Source organism: Polynucleobacter sp. 15G-AUS-farblos (genome assembly GCF_018882445.1).
GTDB lineage: Bacteria > Pseudomonadota > Gammaproteobacteria > Burkholderiales > Burkholderiaceae > Polynucleobacter.
This window is the reverse complement of sequence record NZ_JACVOM010000002.1, coordinates 140,706-158,534: the sequence shown is the minus strand read 5'-3', so window position 1 is coordinate 158,534 and position 17,829 is coordinate 140,706. Positions and strand designations below refer to the sequence as shown.

Genomic DNA, 17,829 nt, shown 5'->3' with positions numbered 1-17,829 from the left:
GGTTTTTGAAAAAACTCAAATATGTCATGCAAATTTCATAATTATTCTTGTAAAATGTTGCGATGCAGTAATTGCAGTGCAACATTAATAAGTATCAGTAAATACCCTTACAGGAGAATGACCATGTTTCAAAACACACTAAACACTACATTGACAAATGCTCAAGCTAAAGCTCTTGAGTCAGCACAAACTATCGCTACATTAACTGTACAAAGTGCAGAAGCCATCGCAGAGATTAACTATGACGTAGCTAAAGAAGTGGTATCAGCTGCTCAAGCTAGCTCAGCAAAATTGATTCAATTAAAAGATCCAAAAGATGCTTTGCAAATGTTTGATGCTGAAACAGCTAAAGAAGCTGCTGCTCAAGTTGTTGGCTATCAGAATAAAGTGAACAAAGTATTGCGTAAGAACAGCAAAGAAGTTGCTAGCTTAGTTGACTCAGCAATTGATGATTCCAAGGCTGACTTGGAGAAATTTGTTAAAGAAGCTACTGCACAAGCTCCTGCTGGTTCAGAGGCATTTGTATCTGCATTTAACAGTGTATTCGAAGCAACTTTGAAGGGCTTTGATCAAGTACGTGCTTCTTCACATGATGCATATGCAAATTTTGAAAAGACTATGGATTCCGCAATGAGCTCTTTCCAAGGTCAAGTTGCTCCAGCTGCTAAGTCACGTAAGCAAATCGCTGCTTAATTAGTAAACGCTTTACTAAAAAAGCCCCATTGATTGGGGCTTTTTTATTGCCTGAACAAAAGCATCAAAGCCAGCCTGCTTGATGAATGGATTCCTCGATTAAACAAAAAGCTTGCGCGGCAGTTTGTGCGCCCTGGATACAATAGCGGAAAACTCTTTTTGATACTGCAGTGCCGCATAAGAAATAGAGATAAATCCTATGTAGCTGCGGGGAATAAGGGCGTAAGATCAATTGAAAACCAAGCGCAAAACGCTCATATACCAATAGATCCTAAAGGAAGGCCTCAAATGACCACTTATCCGATTGCCATTGAGTTAACCGCCTGGGTAGAGCTTGGTCTGAATCAATATGAGCTCACCCTTGAAAAGGTGTCCCGGCTTACCGTCAAAAGAACCGACGATGTGCTGCACACTAGAGAGCTCACATCCTCTGAAGTAGATTCATTGTTAAAGGCAATAACAGGAATATCTGTACCTCTAGCAGAAGATGTTCCAGCAAACCCAAACCATAAGCCAGTTTCTAGCTATGAACTCATTATTGAATCAGCCCATTTTTCCTTGGAGTACAACTGGGAAGATATTGATGCACAAACATCTAATACATTTGACTCAGTAAGTCACCTTGCTAAGTTGATTGAGAAGATAGGGCATTTTGAGTAGCCCCAATAGTCATCCTACAAGTAAATCAATAATCACGTCTTTCGTGACCAATTAAAAAACTCTACGCTGGCTCTTTGATATTGAAGAGGTATGACGTGCGACTATCTATAGAGTGTTCCCACAAACAGTTACAGCTATTTAGAATTTCTGTTGACGCAAGAACCGTACTGATCTTGCTGATTATTTGGATCATTTGGGGGCTTTTCAGAATTCTGAAGATATCCTGAGCCACCCCATTTAAGAAGGAGGGGGGTGGACGAGCCCGACCCCCGGCACTGGCAGAAATTGGGTTTGGCTGCTTCGTTCCCGACCTGACCAGGTTATCCAACCCACCATGCGGGGAGGCCCGTCCGATTCCATTTTAGCTTGTTAGAATGGATGACATGACAGCACTTGCTTTAGCCCGTTCCTGGCGCCCCAAAACTTTCTCTGAATTAGTCGGTCAAGATCATGTGGTTAAGGCTTTAACCCATGCTTTAGATCAGGGTCGACTACATCATGCGTGGTTATTTACTGGCACCCGCGGAGTAGGTAAGACGACCATTGCCCGAATTATGGCCAAAGCGCTCAATTGCACTGGAGTCGATGGACAAGGCAAGATGACCTCTGAACCTTGCGGCAAATGTCCTGCCTGTTTAGAAATTGATGCTGGCCGTTTTGTTGATTACATCGAAATGGATGCTGCAAGTAATCGCGGTGTTGACGATATTGCATCGCTCCTAGAAAAAGCAGCCTACGCACCTAGCAATGGTCGTTATAAGGTCTACATGATTGACGAGGTGCATATGCTCACCAATCATGCCTTTAATGCGATGCTTAAAACTTTAGAAGAGCCGCCAGAGCATGTGAAATTTATTCTGGCAACGACTGACCCTCAAAAGATTCCAGTGACGATTTTGTCCCGTTGCTTACAGTTCAATCTCAAGCAAATGCCAGTTCCGCTTATCGTCGAGCACCTTGAAAAGGTGCTTGCAGCAGAAAAGGTTGAGAACGAAGTCAATGCGCTGCGTGTTTTGGCAAAAGCAGCGCAAGGCTCCATGCGCGATGCCCTGTCCTTAACCGATCAAGCGATTGCCTACGCTGCAGGAAAAGTGACCGAAGAATCCGTCCGCGGCATGCTCGGTACTTTAGATGATGCGTATCTGGTTCGTATTTTGGATTGTTTGATTACAAAAGACGGCGCTAGTCTTTTAGCGGTTGCCAATGAGATGGGCGAGCGCAGTATGTCTTTCTCATTAGCACTACAAGATCTCTCGAGCTTATTGCAAAAGATTGCAGCAGCCCAAGTAGTTCCTGAATCCATACTAGAAGATTGGCCAGAGGCGAGTGAGATTCGTCGCCTGGCAACACAGCTCACTAAAGAAGAAGCGCAACTCTTCTATCAAATCACAATTACGAGTCGCCCCGATTTATCGCTTGCCCCTGATGAGCAAACTGGTTTTGCCATGACGCTCTTGCGTATGTTGGCATTTCGTCCGGGTGGAGCAGGGGGTTCAGCACCATCAGCACCACCGGTAGCAAGCGCTAGACCATCTTCAGCTCCAGCACCTAAAGTTACTCCATCGGCACCTGCTGCTAAAGCAGCACCTACACCTGTTGCGCCTTCAGCCCCAGCAAGTTCAGTCGGACCGGCAGAGCGCCCAGATTGGCATGCATTAATGCGTCAGTTACCAGTAAAAGGTTTAGTTCAGCAGTTGGCATTTCAGACAGAGTTACAAGATTGGGTAGATTCAGCTGCGGGAGTCAAAGCCACTATCGTGACCCCAATGCCGCAATTGGCATCAGAGGCATCAGTAGCTCGCTTGGCGGATGCGCTCACTACACATTTTGGTAAGCCGATCAAGATTCTGATTGAAAAAGGTGAAGTCGAAGGCAAGACCGTCGCAAAAGTGGATGCCCAGATTCATCAAGAAAAGCGTATGAATGCTGAGCAAATGATTGCGGCTGATCCCTTTATTCAACAGTTACAAAAAGAGTTTGGTGCCACGGTAGTTGGTGGCTCTGTTAAACCGCTCTAATTGATATTTGTCTTTTATTAAAACATTTCAACTAACTCATAGTCATTAAGGAAAAAATACGATGATGAAAGGTGGACTTGCTGGTCTCATGAAACAGGCTCAGCAGATGCAAGAGAAAATGAAAGTGGCCCAAGAGCAGTTAGCCGCATTAGAAGTCACAGGCCAAGCTGCAGGCGGCTTAGTGAAAGTCACTATCTCTGGTAAATACGAACTCAAGCGTGTACAGATTGATCCAGGTGCAATGGATGATCGTGAAATGTTAGAAGATCTGATTGTGACTGCCTACACAGAAGCATTTAAACAAGTCGAAGCAGCTAGTGGACAGTTAATGTCTGGCGCTACTGCTGGTATGCCAATGCCTCCTGGCTTTAAGTTGCCTTTTTAAGAACTTGATTATTTAATGGCTATTTAATGGCACGTCATGAAGCGCCTCAAGATGCACTCGGTCGATTGATCGAGGCATTACGTGTTCTACCAGGAGTAGGCCCTAAGTCTGCTCAACGTATGGCTTTCTATTTATTGCAGCATGATCGTAATGGCGCAGCCGTATTGGCGCAGTCCTTAGGTGAGGCTGTCGAAACAGTTGGGCACTGTGCTCGTTGCAACACTTTTTCTGAAACGCAAATCTGCAGCACTTGTGCTGATGAGCGCCGTGATCCATCTCTACTTTGTATTGTGGAAACGCCAGCCGATCAAGTGATGGTTGAGCAAACCTTAAGTTTCAAAGGTAATTACTTTGTATTGATGGGCCGCATCTCTCCCCTAGATGGCATGGGCCCTAATGAAATTCATTTTGATCGACTGCTAGCCCGTATTGAAGCTCCTGATACAGGAGTGCCTATTCGGGAAGTGGTGCTGGCCACCAACTTCACGAGTGAAGGTGAGGCTACTGCCCATTACATCGGTGAAGTACTCAAGATTAAAGGCATCAAAGTCACCAGAATTGCCAGAGGTATTCCGGTTGGTGGTGAGCTTGAATATGTTGATGCCGGTACTTTGGCCAGAGCGCTGATGGATCGCCGCTAGATTGTGTCTAAGCCTATTAAGCTATCTGATTTTTTAGTGAAGGATGCAAAGTCCTGCGCGCAGGCTATGAACCGGTCTATTCCCGAGCAGATTGAATACTGGGCTCGTTTGGGTAAGGCTGCAGAGGAGAATCCTGATTTGCCAGTTCAACTACTTCGGGATGTATTAGCAAGCATTGAAGAAGTTCAGGAAAGAAAACTTACTCCATTCAAATTTGGATGATCTTATAAGTATTCTCTTAGCCCGAGCGTTAATGGATCGCCGCTAACCTAACTATGGACTACTGCTGATTCAGTAAAAAGGGGCTATTGAGCCCCTTTTTTATTGCCCGTATTATGTTAAAATGTAGTCTCAATGTGACTACATTTTTAAGGATTAATTGGAGAATAGTGATGACTATTTCAGATACCTATGTACGCGCCAGGATTGATATGGCTACTAAAAATAGAGCTTCGGATGCCCTTGAGGCGATGGGTTTATCTATTTCGGATGCGATAAGAATGCTGATGTTGCGAATTGCGGATGAGAAGCAACTGCCCTTTACAGTAAAGGTGCCTAATTCCACCACTAAAAAAGCAATTGCCGAGCTCGAATCTGGAAGGGGCAAGCGTTTTAAAACAAGTAAAGCATTAATGGCGGATTTGAATGCGGGTGATTGAAAGATCATCCATATTTAAAAGGGACTTCAAGCGTATTCATGCAAACTCAAGACATAAAAAAGATTTAGAGAGGCTTCTGCTGAATGTCATAGATCTCTTAATAATGGATATTTTGTTGCCCAATAAGTTGAGAGATCATGATTTGATTGGAAATTGGGCTGGGCATCGCGAATGTCATATCAAGCCTGATGTCCTCCTGATCTATAAGAAGCCTAATCCAGAAATTTTGCGTCTTGCCAGACTTGGTAGTCATAGTGATTTATTTGGTTAAGTTGTTTTGAGACAATCTTCCACTCAATACGTCACTCAATCGTCATAAAGACTAGGTAAATTGCTTCTTTTTGGGGATAATTTGGTCTGTGCCACCCTTGGGCTTCAATCCCAAGCCGTGAGCTGCCAGTTTTCTCTATCGGCCTGTTGTCATTCGATGGTGTTGACAACCCAATCTGAAATTGTGAATGACCCGCAAGGTTTATCTAACTCTCCTACTGAGTATTATTTGCACTTTTTTGAGTGCCTATGCCTACGCGCAGAAGGCCGGATCGGGTGCCGATCAAATTGCCAGCTTTGCTGAAGATATTCATTGGTTACCTACGGAGGGCGAATTGTTTGGTTTGCCAGTCAACTTTCACGGTCAATCCACTTACATTAATCAGCGCTACAACAATTTCAATGCATCCTATTCTGGTCAGAACAGCTTAGATCCCCTGAAGTCCATGAGCTATTCTTGGTCAGGCACTTTATTTTTTGGTGCGCGGATAGCATCAAACACCGATGTGTATTTCAATCCTGAGGTGATATCAGGAGTGGCATTTTCCGACTTGGTAGGCTTGGGTGGATTTCCTAATGGTGAAGGAAATAAAGCGAGTGGCTCGCAAGCCAAGTTTTATTCAGCTCGTGCCTTCTTGCGTCAAACGATTAATCAAGAGGGTGACAAAGTCCGTTTAGAGGATGATGCCAATCAAATTGCACAAACAGTCAGTAGCAACCGCGTGGTAATCACTGCCGGTCAATTTTCAACACTCGATATCTTTGATGACAGTCGTTACGCTAAAGATCCCCGAATTCAATTTATGAACTGGGGCAATATGACTTACCTTGCCTATGACTATGCTGCCGATGCGCGCGGGTACAGCTGGGGCTTAGCAGGGGAGTGGTATGTAGATAATTGGGTCTTGCGTGCGTCACGGATGATTGCGCCTAAGACGCCTAATGGCCGCGATCTCAATTGGCAGATCTTTAACGCCTATGGTGATCAAGTCGAAATTGAGCGCCAGCATCATATTGCCGATCTACCAGGCAAGGTCAGTGTGCTTGCCTCTCGCAACAAAATGATTTTGGCTCGCTTTCAGGATGCAACCAATTACATTAATGCCAATAATGCACAAGGTACACAGGCAATTAATAATGTACGCAATAACTACCAATATAAAACCGGTATCGGTATTCATGGTGAGCAGGCCTTAACGAAAGACTTAGGTGTCTATGCTCGCGCTTATACTTCTGATGGCAATACCGAAACAATGTCATTTACTGAAGCTGATAACTCCATGTCGATTGGCATGGGCATGAATGGTACAAGCTGGAATCGTCCAAGTGACAGCCTTGGTATTTCAGTAATGCAAAATGGTTTATCTAATAATCGTAAAAATTACTTACAGGCTGGAGGCATCTCTTATTTCCTTGGAGATTACGCTGGGCCAGGTAAGACGATTAGTTATCGTCCTGAGCGAATTGCTGAGCTTTACTACAACGCCCTAGTGGTTAAGAATGTCTTAGCCGGGGTGAACTTTCAGTACATCAGTAATCCAGCCTATAACTCTGCTCGCGGGCCAGTAAGCATTCTCTCTTTTAGGGTGCATGCCGAGTTTTAAGTCATCTCGCGACTCTAAAATTCATTATTGTCTTTAGAATCAATAAGATAGCTATTGTTAATCTTTTGGCCTGGCTCTTTTGTACCCTATAATCTCTTAATCCCTAATGGATGCTGGGTTATCTCATTCAAAACAGCATCTGAGGCTATAAAAACAGCATTTTCTGATTTTGAGGCAGCGGCATTTGTTGATTCTAGGTCCAAGCAAAACTAGTGAAGCACGACCCTTCAAAAGGATAGCCAAACTGGCGATCACTACTTTTGCTGTGAGTGCCGTATCTATTTCAGCATTTGCTCAAATTGGAGAAATTGGAGCGACCTCGGGCTCTGTCTTGGTTCAGATTGATCAAGGTAATACTTTGGGAATGCCTCCGCCGATTGCCCCGCAAGCCCTCCCCAAAGAGCAGGCTCCAAGGCGGATGGATTCATTGCTACCGGCCAATCCTGCTAACGTACCAAAAATTTATACCAAACCTACTTCATCAGATCCTGCGGAGATGGATTTACGTCAACTCTGGGCTGAACTCAAACTCAATAATCCGCAGTTGACTTCATTACGCGAGTCTTACATGTCTGCGAAAGCAACTGTGCCTCAGATTGCTGCTCCTGCAAACCCTCAAGTCGGCTTGGTGTGGTCAGGCATGCCATCGAATTCTCCATTTGCATTAGGCGGCGCTAACGCGCCAACTGCACAGAATCCAAGTGGCATTAGTAGCAATAATTCCATTTCAATTGCGCAACCATTTCAGTTCCCTGGCAAAAAGAGCCTAGCATCCGATATCGCCAATACCAACGCTGAAGCACTGCTTGCGCAGAGCGAAGCAACGTATCTTCAATTGGGCGCACAGTTATCATCCTTATTCTTTAATGCGCTAGCTTCTCAAAAGCAGTTACAAGTCTTAAGGGAGTCGGTAGTGCGCTTGGAGATGATTAAGAACGTCGCTAAAGCACGGTATTCCAATAATTCTGCTGCTTATGTTGAATACCTCAATGCTCAAGTTGCACAAAGTGCTGCACAAGCTGATCAATTCAATGCTGAGCGCCAACTCGATGTAGCGATTAAAAGTATTAATACTCTAGTGGGGCGTCATGCACGAGAAAAATTAATACTGCGTGCAGATGTGCGTCGCGCCTTAAACAATGTGCCTACCTTGGTAGAGCTAGAGGATTATGCTGAGACTAGTCACCCATCACTCAAGAGTTCATCTTTGCAATTAGAGGCTGCACGTAAGGGTGTTGACTTGGCTAAGAAGGCCTATCTTCCAGACTTCCAAGTGATTGGCTCCTCCTTTACGCCTCGCGGCCCATTTGCTGCCAATAACGGCACGATGTTTTATCAGCTGGAGTTAGATTTAGTGATTCCTCTGTATTTCTTTACTAAAGAGCGATTCGGAGTAGAGCAAGCACAACGGACCCAGGCGGCAGCAGAGGCAGGTAATATTTCGAATCGCCAGCAAATCGTTTTGGGTGTGAATACTGCCTATGCTGTATACGATCAGGCTAAGAATCAAACCCAATTTTTGAGAGATCGCCAAGTCCCTCAGGCAGATGCAGCCTATAAAGTAGGGCTAACTCAATACTCCAATAATGGCCAAGGATTTAATGATTTATTGACTGCTCAGTCGCAATTGCGTAATTTAGAGATTGCCTTAGCGCAAGCTGAGAGTAACCTGATGCAGGCGCAAGCGGTTTTATATGTTTCCTCTGGTAAAGAACCTTTTTAAGGAGCAGTGTTGATCAAGCAGATTCTCTCGCGTATCAAAAACCTTTATGAAAAGCTTATGCCGCATTTTCATAAGGGAGTGCATCATGGTTCTCATCATGCGCAAGTTGCTTTTGCAGGTTTAGCAGGCCTGTATTGGAATCTCAGTCCAACGAATCGCTATCGTGTGCGTTTGGCTGCTTTTGCTTTTGCCATTCTGTCGCTGGGCATTGTGCTTGGTCGCGTGACTAATGTAAATCGTATCGTCAAGATAGAGGCTTCTGATAAAGCATTGAAAGTAGAAAAGAGCGGCATTCTTGAGCTCAAGCTTCCTGGTATCAAACTAAACCCAGAGATCTATATCTTTCAGACCGCTGAAAAAGTACAAGTACCAGTCGATATTAAAGTTCCTGGGCGCCTCGCTTTTAATGCCGAAAGATCTAAAGTGTTGTCAGCACGCGCACCAGGTAGGGTAGAGCGTATTTATGCATTTGATGGTGCACAGGTAAACGTAGGCTCACCCATCTTGGAGCTATATAGCCCAGACTTTATTTCTGCTCAACAGGAATTTATGCTCTCATCCAAAATCTCCAAAGTTTTGGTGGCGAATAAAACCATGGGTGATTTATTGGAGGATGCCCGTTTCACACAAGAAGCTGCTGCTAACCGTATGAGAAATCTGGGTGCGGGCGATGGTGATATTAAGAGCATCGAGACAACCGGCAGGACGCAAACGAATTTGATTATGCGTTCCCCTTTACAAGGAGTGGTGGTTAAGCGAAATGTAGAGCCAGGCGCAGCAGTCGCTGCAGGGGATGTGATGGCTACCTTAGCGGATCCAAAGCATCTCTGGTTTTTAGGTAACGTATTTGAGCAAGATTTCCGGATGGTAAAGCCGGGCCAGAAAATCATTTTGCGACTTGAGGCTTATCCAGATAAAGAGTTTGTTGCTTACGCTAATTACATTGCACCTGCTGTTGATCCTCAAACCCGTGCTTTATTAATTCGTGCCGATGTAGAAAACACCGATGATCTTTTACGTCCAGATATGTTTGCCTCAGGCCTGTTAACTACAGGCAATGCGGATGCTATCGTGGTACCACAGACTGCAATTGTGCGGATCCGTGAAGCCCGATACGCCATTATCCGAGTTGGACCAGAAACCTTCCGTCGTGTGCCAGTCAAAGGATATGACCTCAATAGTAAGTCTTTTGCTATCACAGAAGGTGTTGAGCAGGGCTGGCAAATTTTGGCTGAAGGTGCTGTCTTGTTAAATGATCGCTTTGCTAAGCAGGAGGACTAAGTGAGCGTTTTCACGTCCTTTATTCGAGGGGTCGTTGAGAAGCGAGTGCTTGTCATTGTTGCATCCATTGTTTTACTGGGCCTGGGAATGTTCAGTCTCAGCAAGTTACCAATCCAGCCTTACCCTGGAGTAGCGCCTTTAACGATTCAGGCTATTTCACAATGGCCTGGTCGAAGTACGACTGAGGTAGAGCAACAGGTCACTATTCCAGTAGAAAATGCCCTAGCGGGTATTCCTGGTTTGCAGGCTTTCCGTTCCGTCTCTTTATTTGGCTTATCTGTTGTCACATTAAAATTTAATGACACGACTGATCCTTTTAAAGCGCGTCAAATATTTATTTCTAATTTAGGCAAGGTGGATTTTCCGCCTGGCGTGAATTCCAGTATTAGTCCAGACTCTGATGCTACTGGCGAGATCATGCGCTATGAAGTACGCTCAGACTACGCATCATCAACCCAGCTGAAAACCCTGCAAAGCTACGAGATTTATAAAGAGCTTAAGCAAACTCCAGGGGTAGCCGATGTTTCCTCGTTTGGGGGCAAGGTTCGTCAATACCAAGTCATAGTGAGCCCTGAAAGTCTTCAGGCGAAAGGTGTCACTGTTAATCAAATGATTGCTGCTTTAACCAGTGCCAATAGCAATACCGGCGGTGGACTCCTACCAAGTGGTGAGCAGCAGTTCGTGGTGCGTGGTGTTGGACTCTTAAAGAATATTGAAGATATCAAGCAAGTAGTGATTACCTTGAATAACGGTGTTCCTATTCGGGTAGGTGATGTCGCTAAAGTTCAAATTGGAAATGCACCGCGTCTAGGGATGTTCCAATTTAATAACAATCCTGATTCGGTTGAGGGAATTGTCTATCTACGTCGCGGTGAAAATGCATCCGAGGTCTTAGCTCGAGTCCATAACACCGTCAACAATATTAATAAGCATGTGCTCCCACCTGGAATCGAGGTCAAGCCTTTTTATGATCGCCAAGTTTTGCTGGATATCACCGTGGGTACGGTCAAGCACACCTTGTTTTTTGGGATCTCTTTAGTTCTTGGAGTGTTGTTTATCTTCTTAGGAAATTTGAGAGCAGCTGCAGTAGTGGCTGCAGTGATTCCTTTGGCGCTTTGCGTTTCTTTTATTCAGATGCATTTATGGAGCGTGCCAGCGAATTTAATTTCATTGGGTGCAATTGACTTTGGTGTGATTGTGGACTCGGCAGTGATCTTGACGGAGAACGTCATGCGTCACTTAGAGGAGGGTGGCAAGCGCCTGAATCAAAGTATTGTGCTGGCCACCAGTGAAGTACAGCGTGCCATGATTTATTCGACCGGCATCATTATCGTGGCTTACTCCCCATTGTTTTTTATGGGTGGTGTAGAGGGGATCATCTTTAAGCCCATGGCTTTCACTATGGGCTTTGCCTTGATTGCTGCAATGATCTTAAGCCTTACTTTTTTGCCAGCAATGGTTTCATTAGTCTTTGGTGAGAATCTGACTCATAAGCCACCTTCTTTTATTACGAAGATATTAAATAGCTATAAGCCATTGCTCAGAAGATTGATGGATCGTCCTTTGACGATTTTTTCTGTAGCCGTGTTCGTGCTGGGATTGACGTTATTGAGTATGACTCGCCTAGGTACAGCATTCTTGCCAACCTTGGAAGAGAACAATATTTGGTTGCGCGTCACTTTGCCTAATACCGTAGATCTAGACTACTCCGTGAAGGTAGCGGATCAATTACGTGAAACCTTTATGAAGCAACCTGAAATCGATAAGGTGGCTGTACAAATTGGACGACCAGATGATGGTACCGACTCCACCGGTGTATTCAATCAAGAATACGGCCTTTATCTTAAGACCCCAGATAAGATGCCTTCAGGCTCCACCAAAAAAGATTTGATTGCCCATCTTGAGAAGGAGCTCGATAGGGTTCCTGGAATTAGCTATAGCTTCTCACAATACATTCAAGATAACGTCAATGAGGCGCTCTCGGGTGTGAAGGGTGAAAATTCTGTCAAGATTTACGGCACTGATCTAGAGGTGCTTGATCAAAAAGCCCATGAGGTGATTAACCAACTTAAAAAAGTTCGGGGAGTTGCTGATGAAGGGATTTTGAAAGAGTTGGGTCAACCTACCTTAAATATTCAAATTGATCGTGACCGAGCTGCACGCTACGGCATCAATGTGAATGACATACAGACCTTAGTTGCTAATGCAATTGGCGGCACTTCTGTCACGAGCTTACTTGAGGATGAAAAGACCTTTGGTATTGCGATTCGCTTAAACGAGGGAAGTCGCAATGACGTGGCTGACATTAGCCGCTTGCTGGTCGACTCACCAGATGGCAAGGCAATTCCTTTGTCGATGGTGGCAACTGTGCGACTGACCGATGGTCCTTTTTTCATTTATCGTGAAGCAGGCAAACGTTATATTGCGATTAAGTTTAGCGTGCGCAATCGCGATTTAGGCAGTGCTGTTGAGGATGCTCAATTCCTGGTTGAGAAAAATATTACTCTACCTCCCAATTATTCGATCAGCTGGGATGGTCAGTTCAATCAGATGAAGCAAGCCCAGAAGAAACTGATGCTGATCGTACCTTTAGCATTGTTAGGTATCTTCTTATTACTAGTGAGCGCATTTGGTAATTTCCGTGATGCCTTTATCGTGATGATTAATGTACCATTTGCGGCAATTGGCGGAGTCATTGCCTTGCATTTGGCGGGGGAAACTTTAAGCATCTCCGCATTCTTTGGTTTCTTATCGCTCTTTGGTATTGCGATTCAAGATGGGGTGATTCTCATCTCTTTTATTAATAAGACAACAGCGGCTGAGCATAGTGAGATGAAAGATGTCATGGTGGAGGGTGCTGCCTTGCGTGTTCGCCCTGTGCTGATGACGGCGATGCTTTCCGGATTAGGTCTTTTACCAGCTGCTTTGTCCCAGTCAATTGGTTCTGAAGCACAGCGCCCATTGGCACTTGTCATTGTGGGCGGTATGGTCACTACAACCATTTTGACCCTCTTGGTCTTACCGGTGATTTACGGTTGGTTTAGAGGACGCGCATTAACTCCTGCAAGTAATATTTAATTACCCGAAAGAACATTTCCGTTATGAGCAATCATCAGCCCCATATTTTAGTTTCGAATGATGATGGTTATCTGGCCCCCGGTCTACTTGCATTAGTGAATGCGGTTCGTCCTTTGGGTCGAATTACGGTGATTGCGCCTGAGCAAAATCACAGTGGAGCCTCGAATTCATTAACGCTCTCAAGGCCACTCTCAATTCACCGCGTTGCTGGTGGTGAGCGTGATGGCTTCATCTTTATCAATGGAACGCCAACGGATTGTGTTCACGTTGCCATGACTGGCTTCCTAGAACAAAAACCAGACTTAGTGATCTCCGGTATTAATCAAGGGGAGAATATGGGTGAAGACGTTCTCTATTCAGGCACTGTGGCAGCTGCAGTTGAAGGGGTGATGTTTGGTGTTCCTGGAATTGCGTTTTCGCAAATTGATCGTGGTTGGAATCGCATTGATGATGCTGCTAAAGCAGCGCATGATATTGTTGCCCAAATGCTAGTTTCAAATCTGGCTAGCCCACAATTGGCTCGACAGGATGGCGCAGCCACTTTGTTAAACGTCAATATTCCCAATCGCCCCTATGCCGACTTATATCGTTGGCGAGTGACCCGCTTGGGTAATCGACATCATTCACAACCTGTAGTAGTGCAAGATAGTCCTCGTGGTGAAAAGATTTATTGGATTGGTGCAGCAGGGGATGTCAAAGACAATTCTGAGGGCACTGACTTTCATGCGGTAGATGATGGTTGTATCTCGATTACACCCATGCAATTAGATCTCACACATCATGCTCGCTTAGCAGCGATGCGTGCCAATGGTTGGGATCGCGGTTGAAAGCTCCCACAGAACGCTTCGCAGCCTATCGTCAGGCGCTAGCAGCTAAAGTACACGCTGGCGGTATTAAGCATGGCAAAACTTTAGAGGCGCTTGCCACTGTGCCGCGTCATGCATTCATGGATGCGGGCTTGCATGCTCAAGCTTACGAAGATTCAGCTCTACCCATTGGTCATCAACAAACTATCTCAAAACCATCTGTAGTAGCGCGCATGATCGAGTTGCTTCATAAGCCGAGACAACCATTGGGTAAGGTTCTCGAAATTGGTACGGGCTGCGGATATCAAGCGGCAGTGTTGAGCTTACTCGCTGAGGAAGTCTATTCAATTGAGCGGATTCGCCCGCTACATGATATGGCGCGTTCAAAATTACGACCTTTTAGAATTAAGAATCTACGATTAATTTATGGCGATGGCATCTTGGGTTTGCCACAGGCAGCCCCATTTGATGGAATTATTCTGGCTGCTGCTGGATTGGGTATTCCAGACGCTCTATTAGATCAATTGGCAATTGGAGGGCGTTTAGTCGCCCCAGTTGCCAGAAATGAAAAAGAACAACAGTTGGTGCTAGTGGAAAGAATGAGCTCTCAGCGCTATCAAAGAACTGTGCTGGACGAGGTCTTTTTTGTCCCCTTACAATCAGGGGTAGTATGAAACCTCTATTTCCGTTTATGTCTAACTCTCTCAGTAAAGCCTCTTTCTTGGTCCTGTTATGCGCTGCAATGGCTCTGACAGTTGGCTGCACTAGCACTCGTACTAAGCCTGCAAGCGTCACTGATCGTAGTGCAGGCTCAAGCAGTTCTTCTGAGTCAACCCCTCCTGGCTATTATCGGGTAAAGAAGGGCGATACCTTAGCTCGTATTGCTTTGGATAACGGTCAAGCACCGCGTGATGTGGCGCAGTGGAATACCGCTGCTAACCCTAATTTCAATCCAAACCTTATTGAAGTGGGTGACTTGATTATTGTGAAGCCGCCTGCAGGTGCGAGAACTAGCAAGCCTTTGGAAGTGAAGGCTGTTGCTCCAGATAGAGCAGATAGTGTAAAAGCCGATGCGCCAAAAGCGCCCCCTACTAAAGCGGAAGTGGTTGCTGAACCAGGCATTCGTTTATCTTGGCCTGCAAAAGGGAAGGTCACTGAAGAGTTCAACGATAAAAACAAAGGGATTGATATTGCCGGTAAAGTTGGCGAAGCGGTGCAAGCTGCTTCTGATGGCAATGTGGTCTACGCTGGTAATAGTCTGAGAGGTTATGGCAATTTAGTCATCATCAAGCATGACAATACCTATCTCACCGCTTACGCCCACAACAGCAAGCTCTTAGTCAAAGAGGGTGAGAATGTCCGTAAAGGGCAAAAGATTGCTGAAATGGGTGATACTGATACCAATTCACCCAAATTACACTTTGAGTTACGTGTAAACGGTAAGCCAGTAAATCCAACACCTTACTTGCAGTAAATCCCATGGCAACCGTGCTCGTTTTTGATATCGAGACCATTCCGGATGTAGCGGGTCTTCGCCGTCTAGAAGACTATCCTGCCGCTATGAGTGATGCCGAGGTTGCAGCAAAGGCTATGGCTGAGCGAGCCGCCAAAACAGGAAGTGAATTTCTGCCATTGTTTTTGCAAAAGATTGTGGCGATCTCCTGTGTGATTCGCAGAACGACTAAAGAGGGAACGCCGCAAATTAAGGTCGGTACTTTAGGCACAGTACAAGACGATGAAAAAGTCTTGGTGCAAGCCTTCTTTGATTTGATCGAAAAATACACTCCTCAGTTGGTTTCATGGAATGGTAGTGGATTTGATTTACCAGTCCTGCACTATCGTGCCCTAGCAAATCACATTCAGGCTCCGCGTTACTGGGAGATGGGTGATAGCCAAGAGGCTGATAGTCGTGATTTCAAATGGAATAACTACATTAGTCGTTATCACATGCGCCATCTCGATATGATGGATCTCTTGGCAAAATTTAATGGCAGAGCCAATGCGCCACTAGATGGTTTGGCTAAGCTGTGCGGCTTTCCTGGGAAGATGGGCATGGATGGCAGTCAAGTCTGGCCTGCCTACCAAGAAGGCAAGATTAATGACATTCGACGCTATTGCGAAACGGATGTGGTGAATACTTATCTGATGTATTGCCGCTTTCAACTGCTGCGCGGTGGCTTTTCTTTAGAAGAGTATCAAGAAGAAATTGCTTTTGTAAAAGCCTATCTTGAGAAAGAAGCCAAAGAGCCTAATGGTGGTCAGTGGCAAGAATATCTCCAAGGTTTCTCTGCGGATGCGTAGAGGGGAGAAGCCAGTCAGCATTGTGGTGACTGAGGCGGTACAAGTTGAATCGCTGGATCTAGACGCTCAAGGCATCGCTCGACTACAGCCCAATGTAGAAGAAGTAGCTCAAGGCCAAAGTGGCAAAGTTATCTTTATTCAAGGTGCACTTCCAACTGAGCGCGTGACCTACATCATTACCCAAGATAAAGCCCGGTTTAGTAAAGCCAAGGTTTTAGACATCATCAAGCCAGCAGTATTTAGAGCGCAGCCTAAATGTAAGGCGTTTGGTGTGTGTGGCGGCTGTACGATGCAGCACCTAGATATTCGCGCACAGATTGCGATGAAGCAACGCGTGCTAGAAGATGATTTACAGCACATAGCCAAACTCAAGCCCCAAGAAATTCTTAGGCCAATGGGCGGCCCAGCATGGGAGTATCGTCATCGTGCACGTTTAAGCGCAGTGAATCGCTCCATTAAAAAAGGTACAGTACTCATCGGATTTCATGAGGGTAAGAGTTCTTACGTGGCCGACATGACTGCATGCGAAATTTTGCCCAAGCATGTCTCTGATCTTCTTCCTAAAATGCGCCAGCTGGTCATGGGACTCTCGATTGTGGATCGTATGCCCCAAATTGAAGTAGCTGTTGGAGAGCCGGAAGATCCCTTATCAGATGATCCGAAGAAAAATAAGCCGGTGACAGCATTGGTATTTCGTAATTTAAAGCCGCTGACAAGTGCTGATGAGCAACTATTGCGAGAGTTTGCAGATGCGCATCAAGTGTGGATTTGGTTGCAGCCCAAGGGAATAGAAACCGTAGCACCGTTTTATCCAGAGACTGGCAAGCTTTGTTATCGATTGCCAGAATTTGAAATTGAAATGCCGTTTAAGCCAGCTGATTTCACGCAAGTGAATCATATGATGAATCGCAGTTTAGTGAGTAGGGCGATCCGGCTTTTAGAAGTCAAAGAAACTGATCGCGTACTAGATCTCTTTTGCGGTATCGGAAACTTCACACTGCCCCTCGCAAGAAGGGCAAAACAAGTCTTAGGAATTGAGGGTTTGGCATCCCTGACAACGCGTGCCCAAGAAAATGCTCGGCACAACGGCCTGATAGACAAAGCCAGTTTTATGCAAAGCGATCTTTTTTTAGTGAGTACTGAGACCATTGCAAGTTGGGGAAAAGCTGAACGCTGGTTAATGGATCCTCCACGTGAAGGCGCCATGGAAATTTGTAAGGCGCTTGCAGATCTCCATGCGCAATCAAGTCAGTTATTACCTGAGCGCATTGTTTATGTTTCATGCAACCCAAAAACCTTAGCCCGAGATGCGGAGATATTGTGTCATCAGGCTGCTTATGTCCTTAGTGCTGCAGGCATCGTCAATATGTTCCCTCATACCTCCCACGTAGAATCCATGGCCGTTTTTGACCTACAAAAGCCCCAAACTCAGATTAATTAAGGTTAAATCCCCAGATTTAATGCACTGGATTAGTGCCAGTTCCCATGAAGTGCCTCAATTCAGTGCCCAGCATCCCGGTTGATATGGGCATGAAGAGTAGATTGAAGTAGTCGGCGTACTAAGCTGACATTGCTCTAATTCAATACGGGGAGGGTGTTATGAAGGCCTCAGATAGCTTTGCCATTATTTTGATTTTATTTGCGCTGTCTTATGCGGTGAGCATGTTCGTAGCTAATTAAGTCATCAAGTTTTAAGCGCTGACCCAGTTG

Annotated in this window: 16 protein-coding genes, 1 other RNA gene and 1 pseudogene; 17 read left to right on the top strand and 1 reads right to left on the bottom strand. The window is 45.3% G+C overall.

Annotation, left to right across the window (positions count from 1 at the left end; genetic code table 11):
- Positions 1–123 precede the first annotated feature (123 nt).
- Both ICN41_RS04075 and ICN41_RS04070 read left to right on the top strand, forming a co-directional pair.
- Positions 124–693 (top strand): phasin family protein, encoded by a 570-nt coding sequence (locus tag ICN41_RS04075; protein ID WP_216291547.1) that lies wholly within the window; start codon positions 124–126, stop codon positions 691–693.
- A gap of 288 nt (positions 694–981) precedes the next feature.
- Positions 982–1,353 (top strand): hypothetical protein, encoded by a 372-nt coding sequence (locus tag ICN41_RS04070; RefSeq protein WP_216291546.1) that lies wholly within the window; start codon positions 982–984, stop codon positions 1,351–1,353.
- A 252-nt stretch (positions 1,354–1,605) separates the two neighbouring features.
- On the opposite strand, the gene ffs is transcribed toward ICN41_RS04070, so the two are convergent.
- Positions 1,606–1,704, bottom strand: an RNA gene (ffs, locus tag ICN41_RS04065) — signal recognition particle sRNA small type.
- 32 nt (positions 1,705–1,736) lie between these two features.
- On the opposite strand from ffs, the gene dnaX reads away from it, so the two are divergent.
- From dnaX to rlmD, 15 genes and pseudogenes are all read left to right on the top strand, one after another.
- On the top strand, positions 1,737–3,371 hold the full coding sequence (dnaX, locus tag ICN41_RS04060) for a DNA polymerase III subunit gamma/tau (protein WP_216291545.1): 1,635 nt from the start codon (positions 1,737–1,739) through the stop codon (positions 3,369–3,371).
- 61 nt (positions 3,372–3,432) lie between these two features.
- Positions 3,433–3,756 carry a YbaB/EbfC family nucleoid-associated protein gene (locus tag ICN41_RS04055; RefSeq protein ID WP_216291544.1) on the top strand — a complete coding sequence of 108 codons (324 nt, stop codon included), beginning with the start codon at positions 3,433–3,435 and terminating at the stop codon, positions 3,754–3,756.
- 26 nt (positions 3,757–3,782) lie between these two features.
- Complete coding sequence (recR, locus tag ICN41_RS04050) at positions 3,783–4,397, top strand: recombination mediator RecR (protein WP_216291543.1); 615 nt, start codon at positions 3,783–3,785, stop codon at positions 4,395–4,397.
- A 3-nt stretch (positions 4,398–4,400) separates the two neighbouring features.
- Complete coding sequence (locus ICN41_RS04045; protein ID WP_216291542.1) at positions 4,401–4,619, top strand: ParD-like family protein; 219 nt, start codon at positions 4,401–4,403, stop codon at positions 4,617–4,619.
- A gap of 167 nt (positions 4,620–4,786) precedes the next feature.
- Positions 4,787–5,056 (top strand): type II toxin-antitoxin system RelB/DinJ family antitoxin, encoded by a 270-nt coding sequence (locus ICN41_RS04040; RefSeq protein WP_216291541.1) that lies wholly within the window; start codon positions 4,787–4,789, stop codon positions 5,054–5,056.
- A complete protein-coding gene (locus ICN41_RS04035) occupies positions 5,043–5,327 on the top strand; it encodes a type II toxin-antitoxin system YafQ family toxin (protein ID WP_216291540.1) in 285 nt (94 codons plus the stop codon). Before ICN41_RS04040 ends, ICN41_RS04035 begins: the two co-directional genes overlap by 14 nt.
- A gap of 238 nt (positions 5,328–5,565) precedes the next feature.
- Positions 5,566–6,930: a carbohydrate porin gene (locus ICN41_RS04030; RefSeq protein ID WP_255537889.1), complete on the top strand. Its 1,365-nt coding sequence runs from the start codon at positions 5,566–5,568 to the stop codon at positions 6,928–6,930.
- Positions 6,931–7,195: 265 nt separating this feature from the next.
- A complete protein-coding gene (locus ICN41_RS04025; protein WP_370629089.1) occupies positions 7,196–8,653 on the top strand; it encodes a TolC family protein in 1,458 nt (485 codons plus the stop codon).
- A 9-nt stretch (positions 8,654–8,662) separates the two neighbouring features.
- The gene (locus tag ICN41_RS04020; protein ID WP_255537888.1) at positions 8,663–9,934 is read left to right on the top strand and encodes an efflux RND transporter periplasmic adaptor subunit; all 1,272 of its coding nucleotides are present in this window, start codon (positions 8,663–8,665) and stop codon (positions 9,932–9,934) included.
- Positions 9,935–13,012, top strand: coding sequence for a CusA/CzcA family heavy metal efflux RND transporter (locus ICN41_RS04015; RefSeq protein ID WP_216291537.1), 3,078 nt, complete (start codon positions 9,935–9,937; stop codon positions 13,010–13,012). It abuts the gene before it with no gap.
- Positions 13,013–13,035: 23 nt separating this feature from the next.
- Positions 13,036–13,839, top strand: a complete 804-nt coding sequence (surE, locus tag ICN41_RS04010; RefSeq protein ID WP_216291536.1) for a 5'/3'-nucleotidase SurE — start codon at positions 13,036–13,038, stop codon at positions 13,837–13,839.
- A gap of 29 nt (positions 13,840–13,868) precedes the next feature.
- Positions 13,869–14,492, top strand: a pseudogene (locus ICN41_RS04005) (protein-L-isoaspartate(D-aspartate) O-methyltransferase); the annotation flags it as partial.
- A gap of 17 nt (positions 14,493–14,509) precedes the next feature.
- Positions 14,510–15,292: a peptidoglycan DD-metalloendopeptidase family protein gene (locus ICN41_RS04000; protein WP_216291534.1), complete on the top strand. Its 783-nt coding sequence runs from the start codon at positions 14,510–14,512 to the stop codon at positions 15,290–15,292.
- A gap of 5 nt (positions 15,293–15,297) precedes the next feature.
- Positions 15,298–16,119, top strand: coding sequence for a 3'-5' exonuclease (locus ICN41_RS03995; protein ID WP_216291533.1), 822 nt, complete (start codon positions 15,298–15,300; stop codon positions 16,117–16,119).
- A complete protein-coding gene (gene rlmD, locus ICN41_RS03990; protein ID WP_216291740.1) occupies positions 16,112–17,560 on the top strand; it encodes a 23S rRNA (uracil(1939)-C(5))-methyltransferase RlmD in 1,449 nt (482 codons plus the stop codon). The genes ICN41_RS03995 and rlmD overlap by 8 nt, the downstream gene beginning before the upstream one ends.
- Positions 17,561–17,829 lie beyond the last annotated feature (269 nt).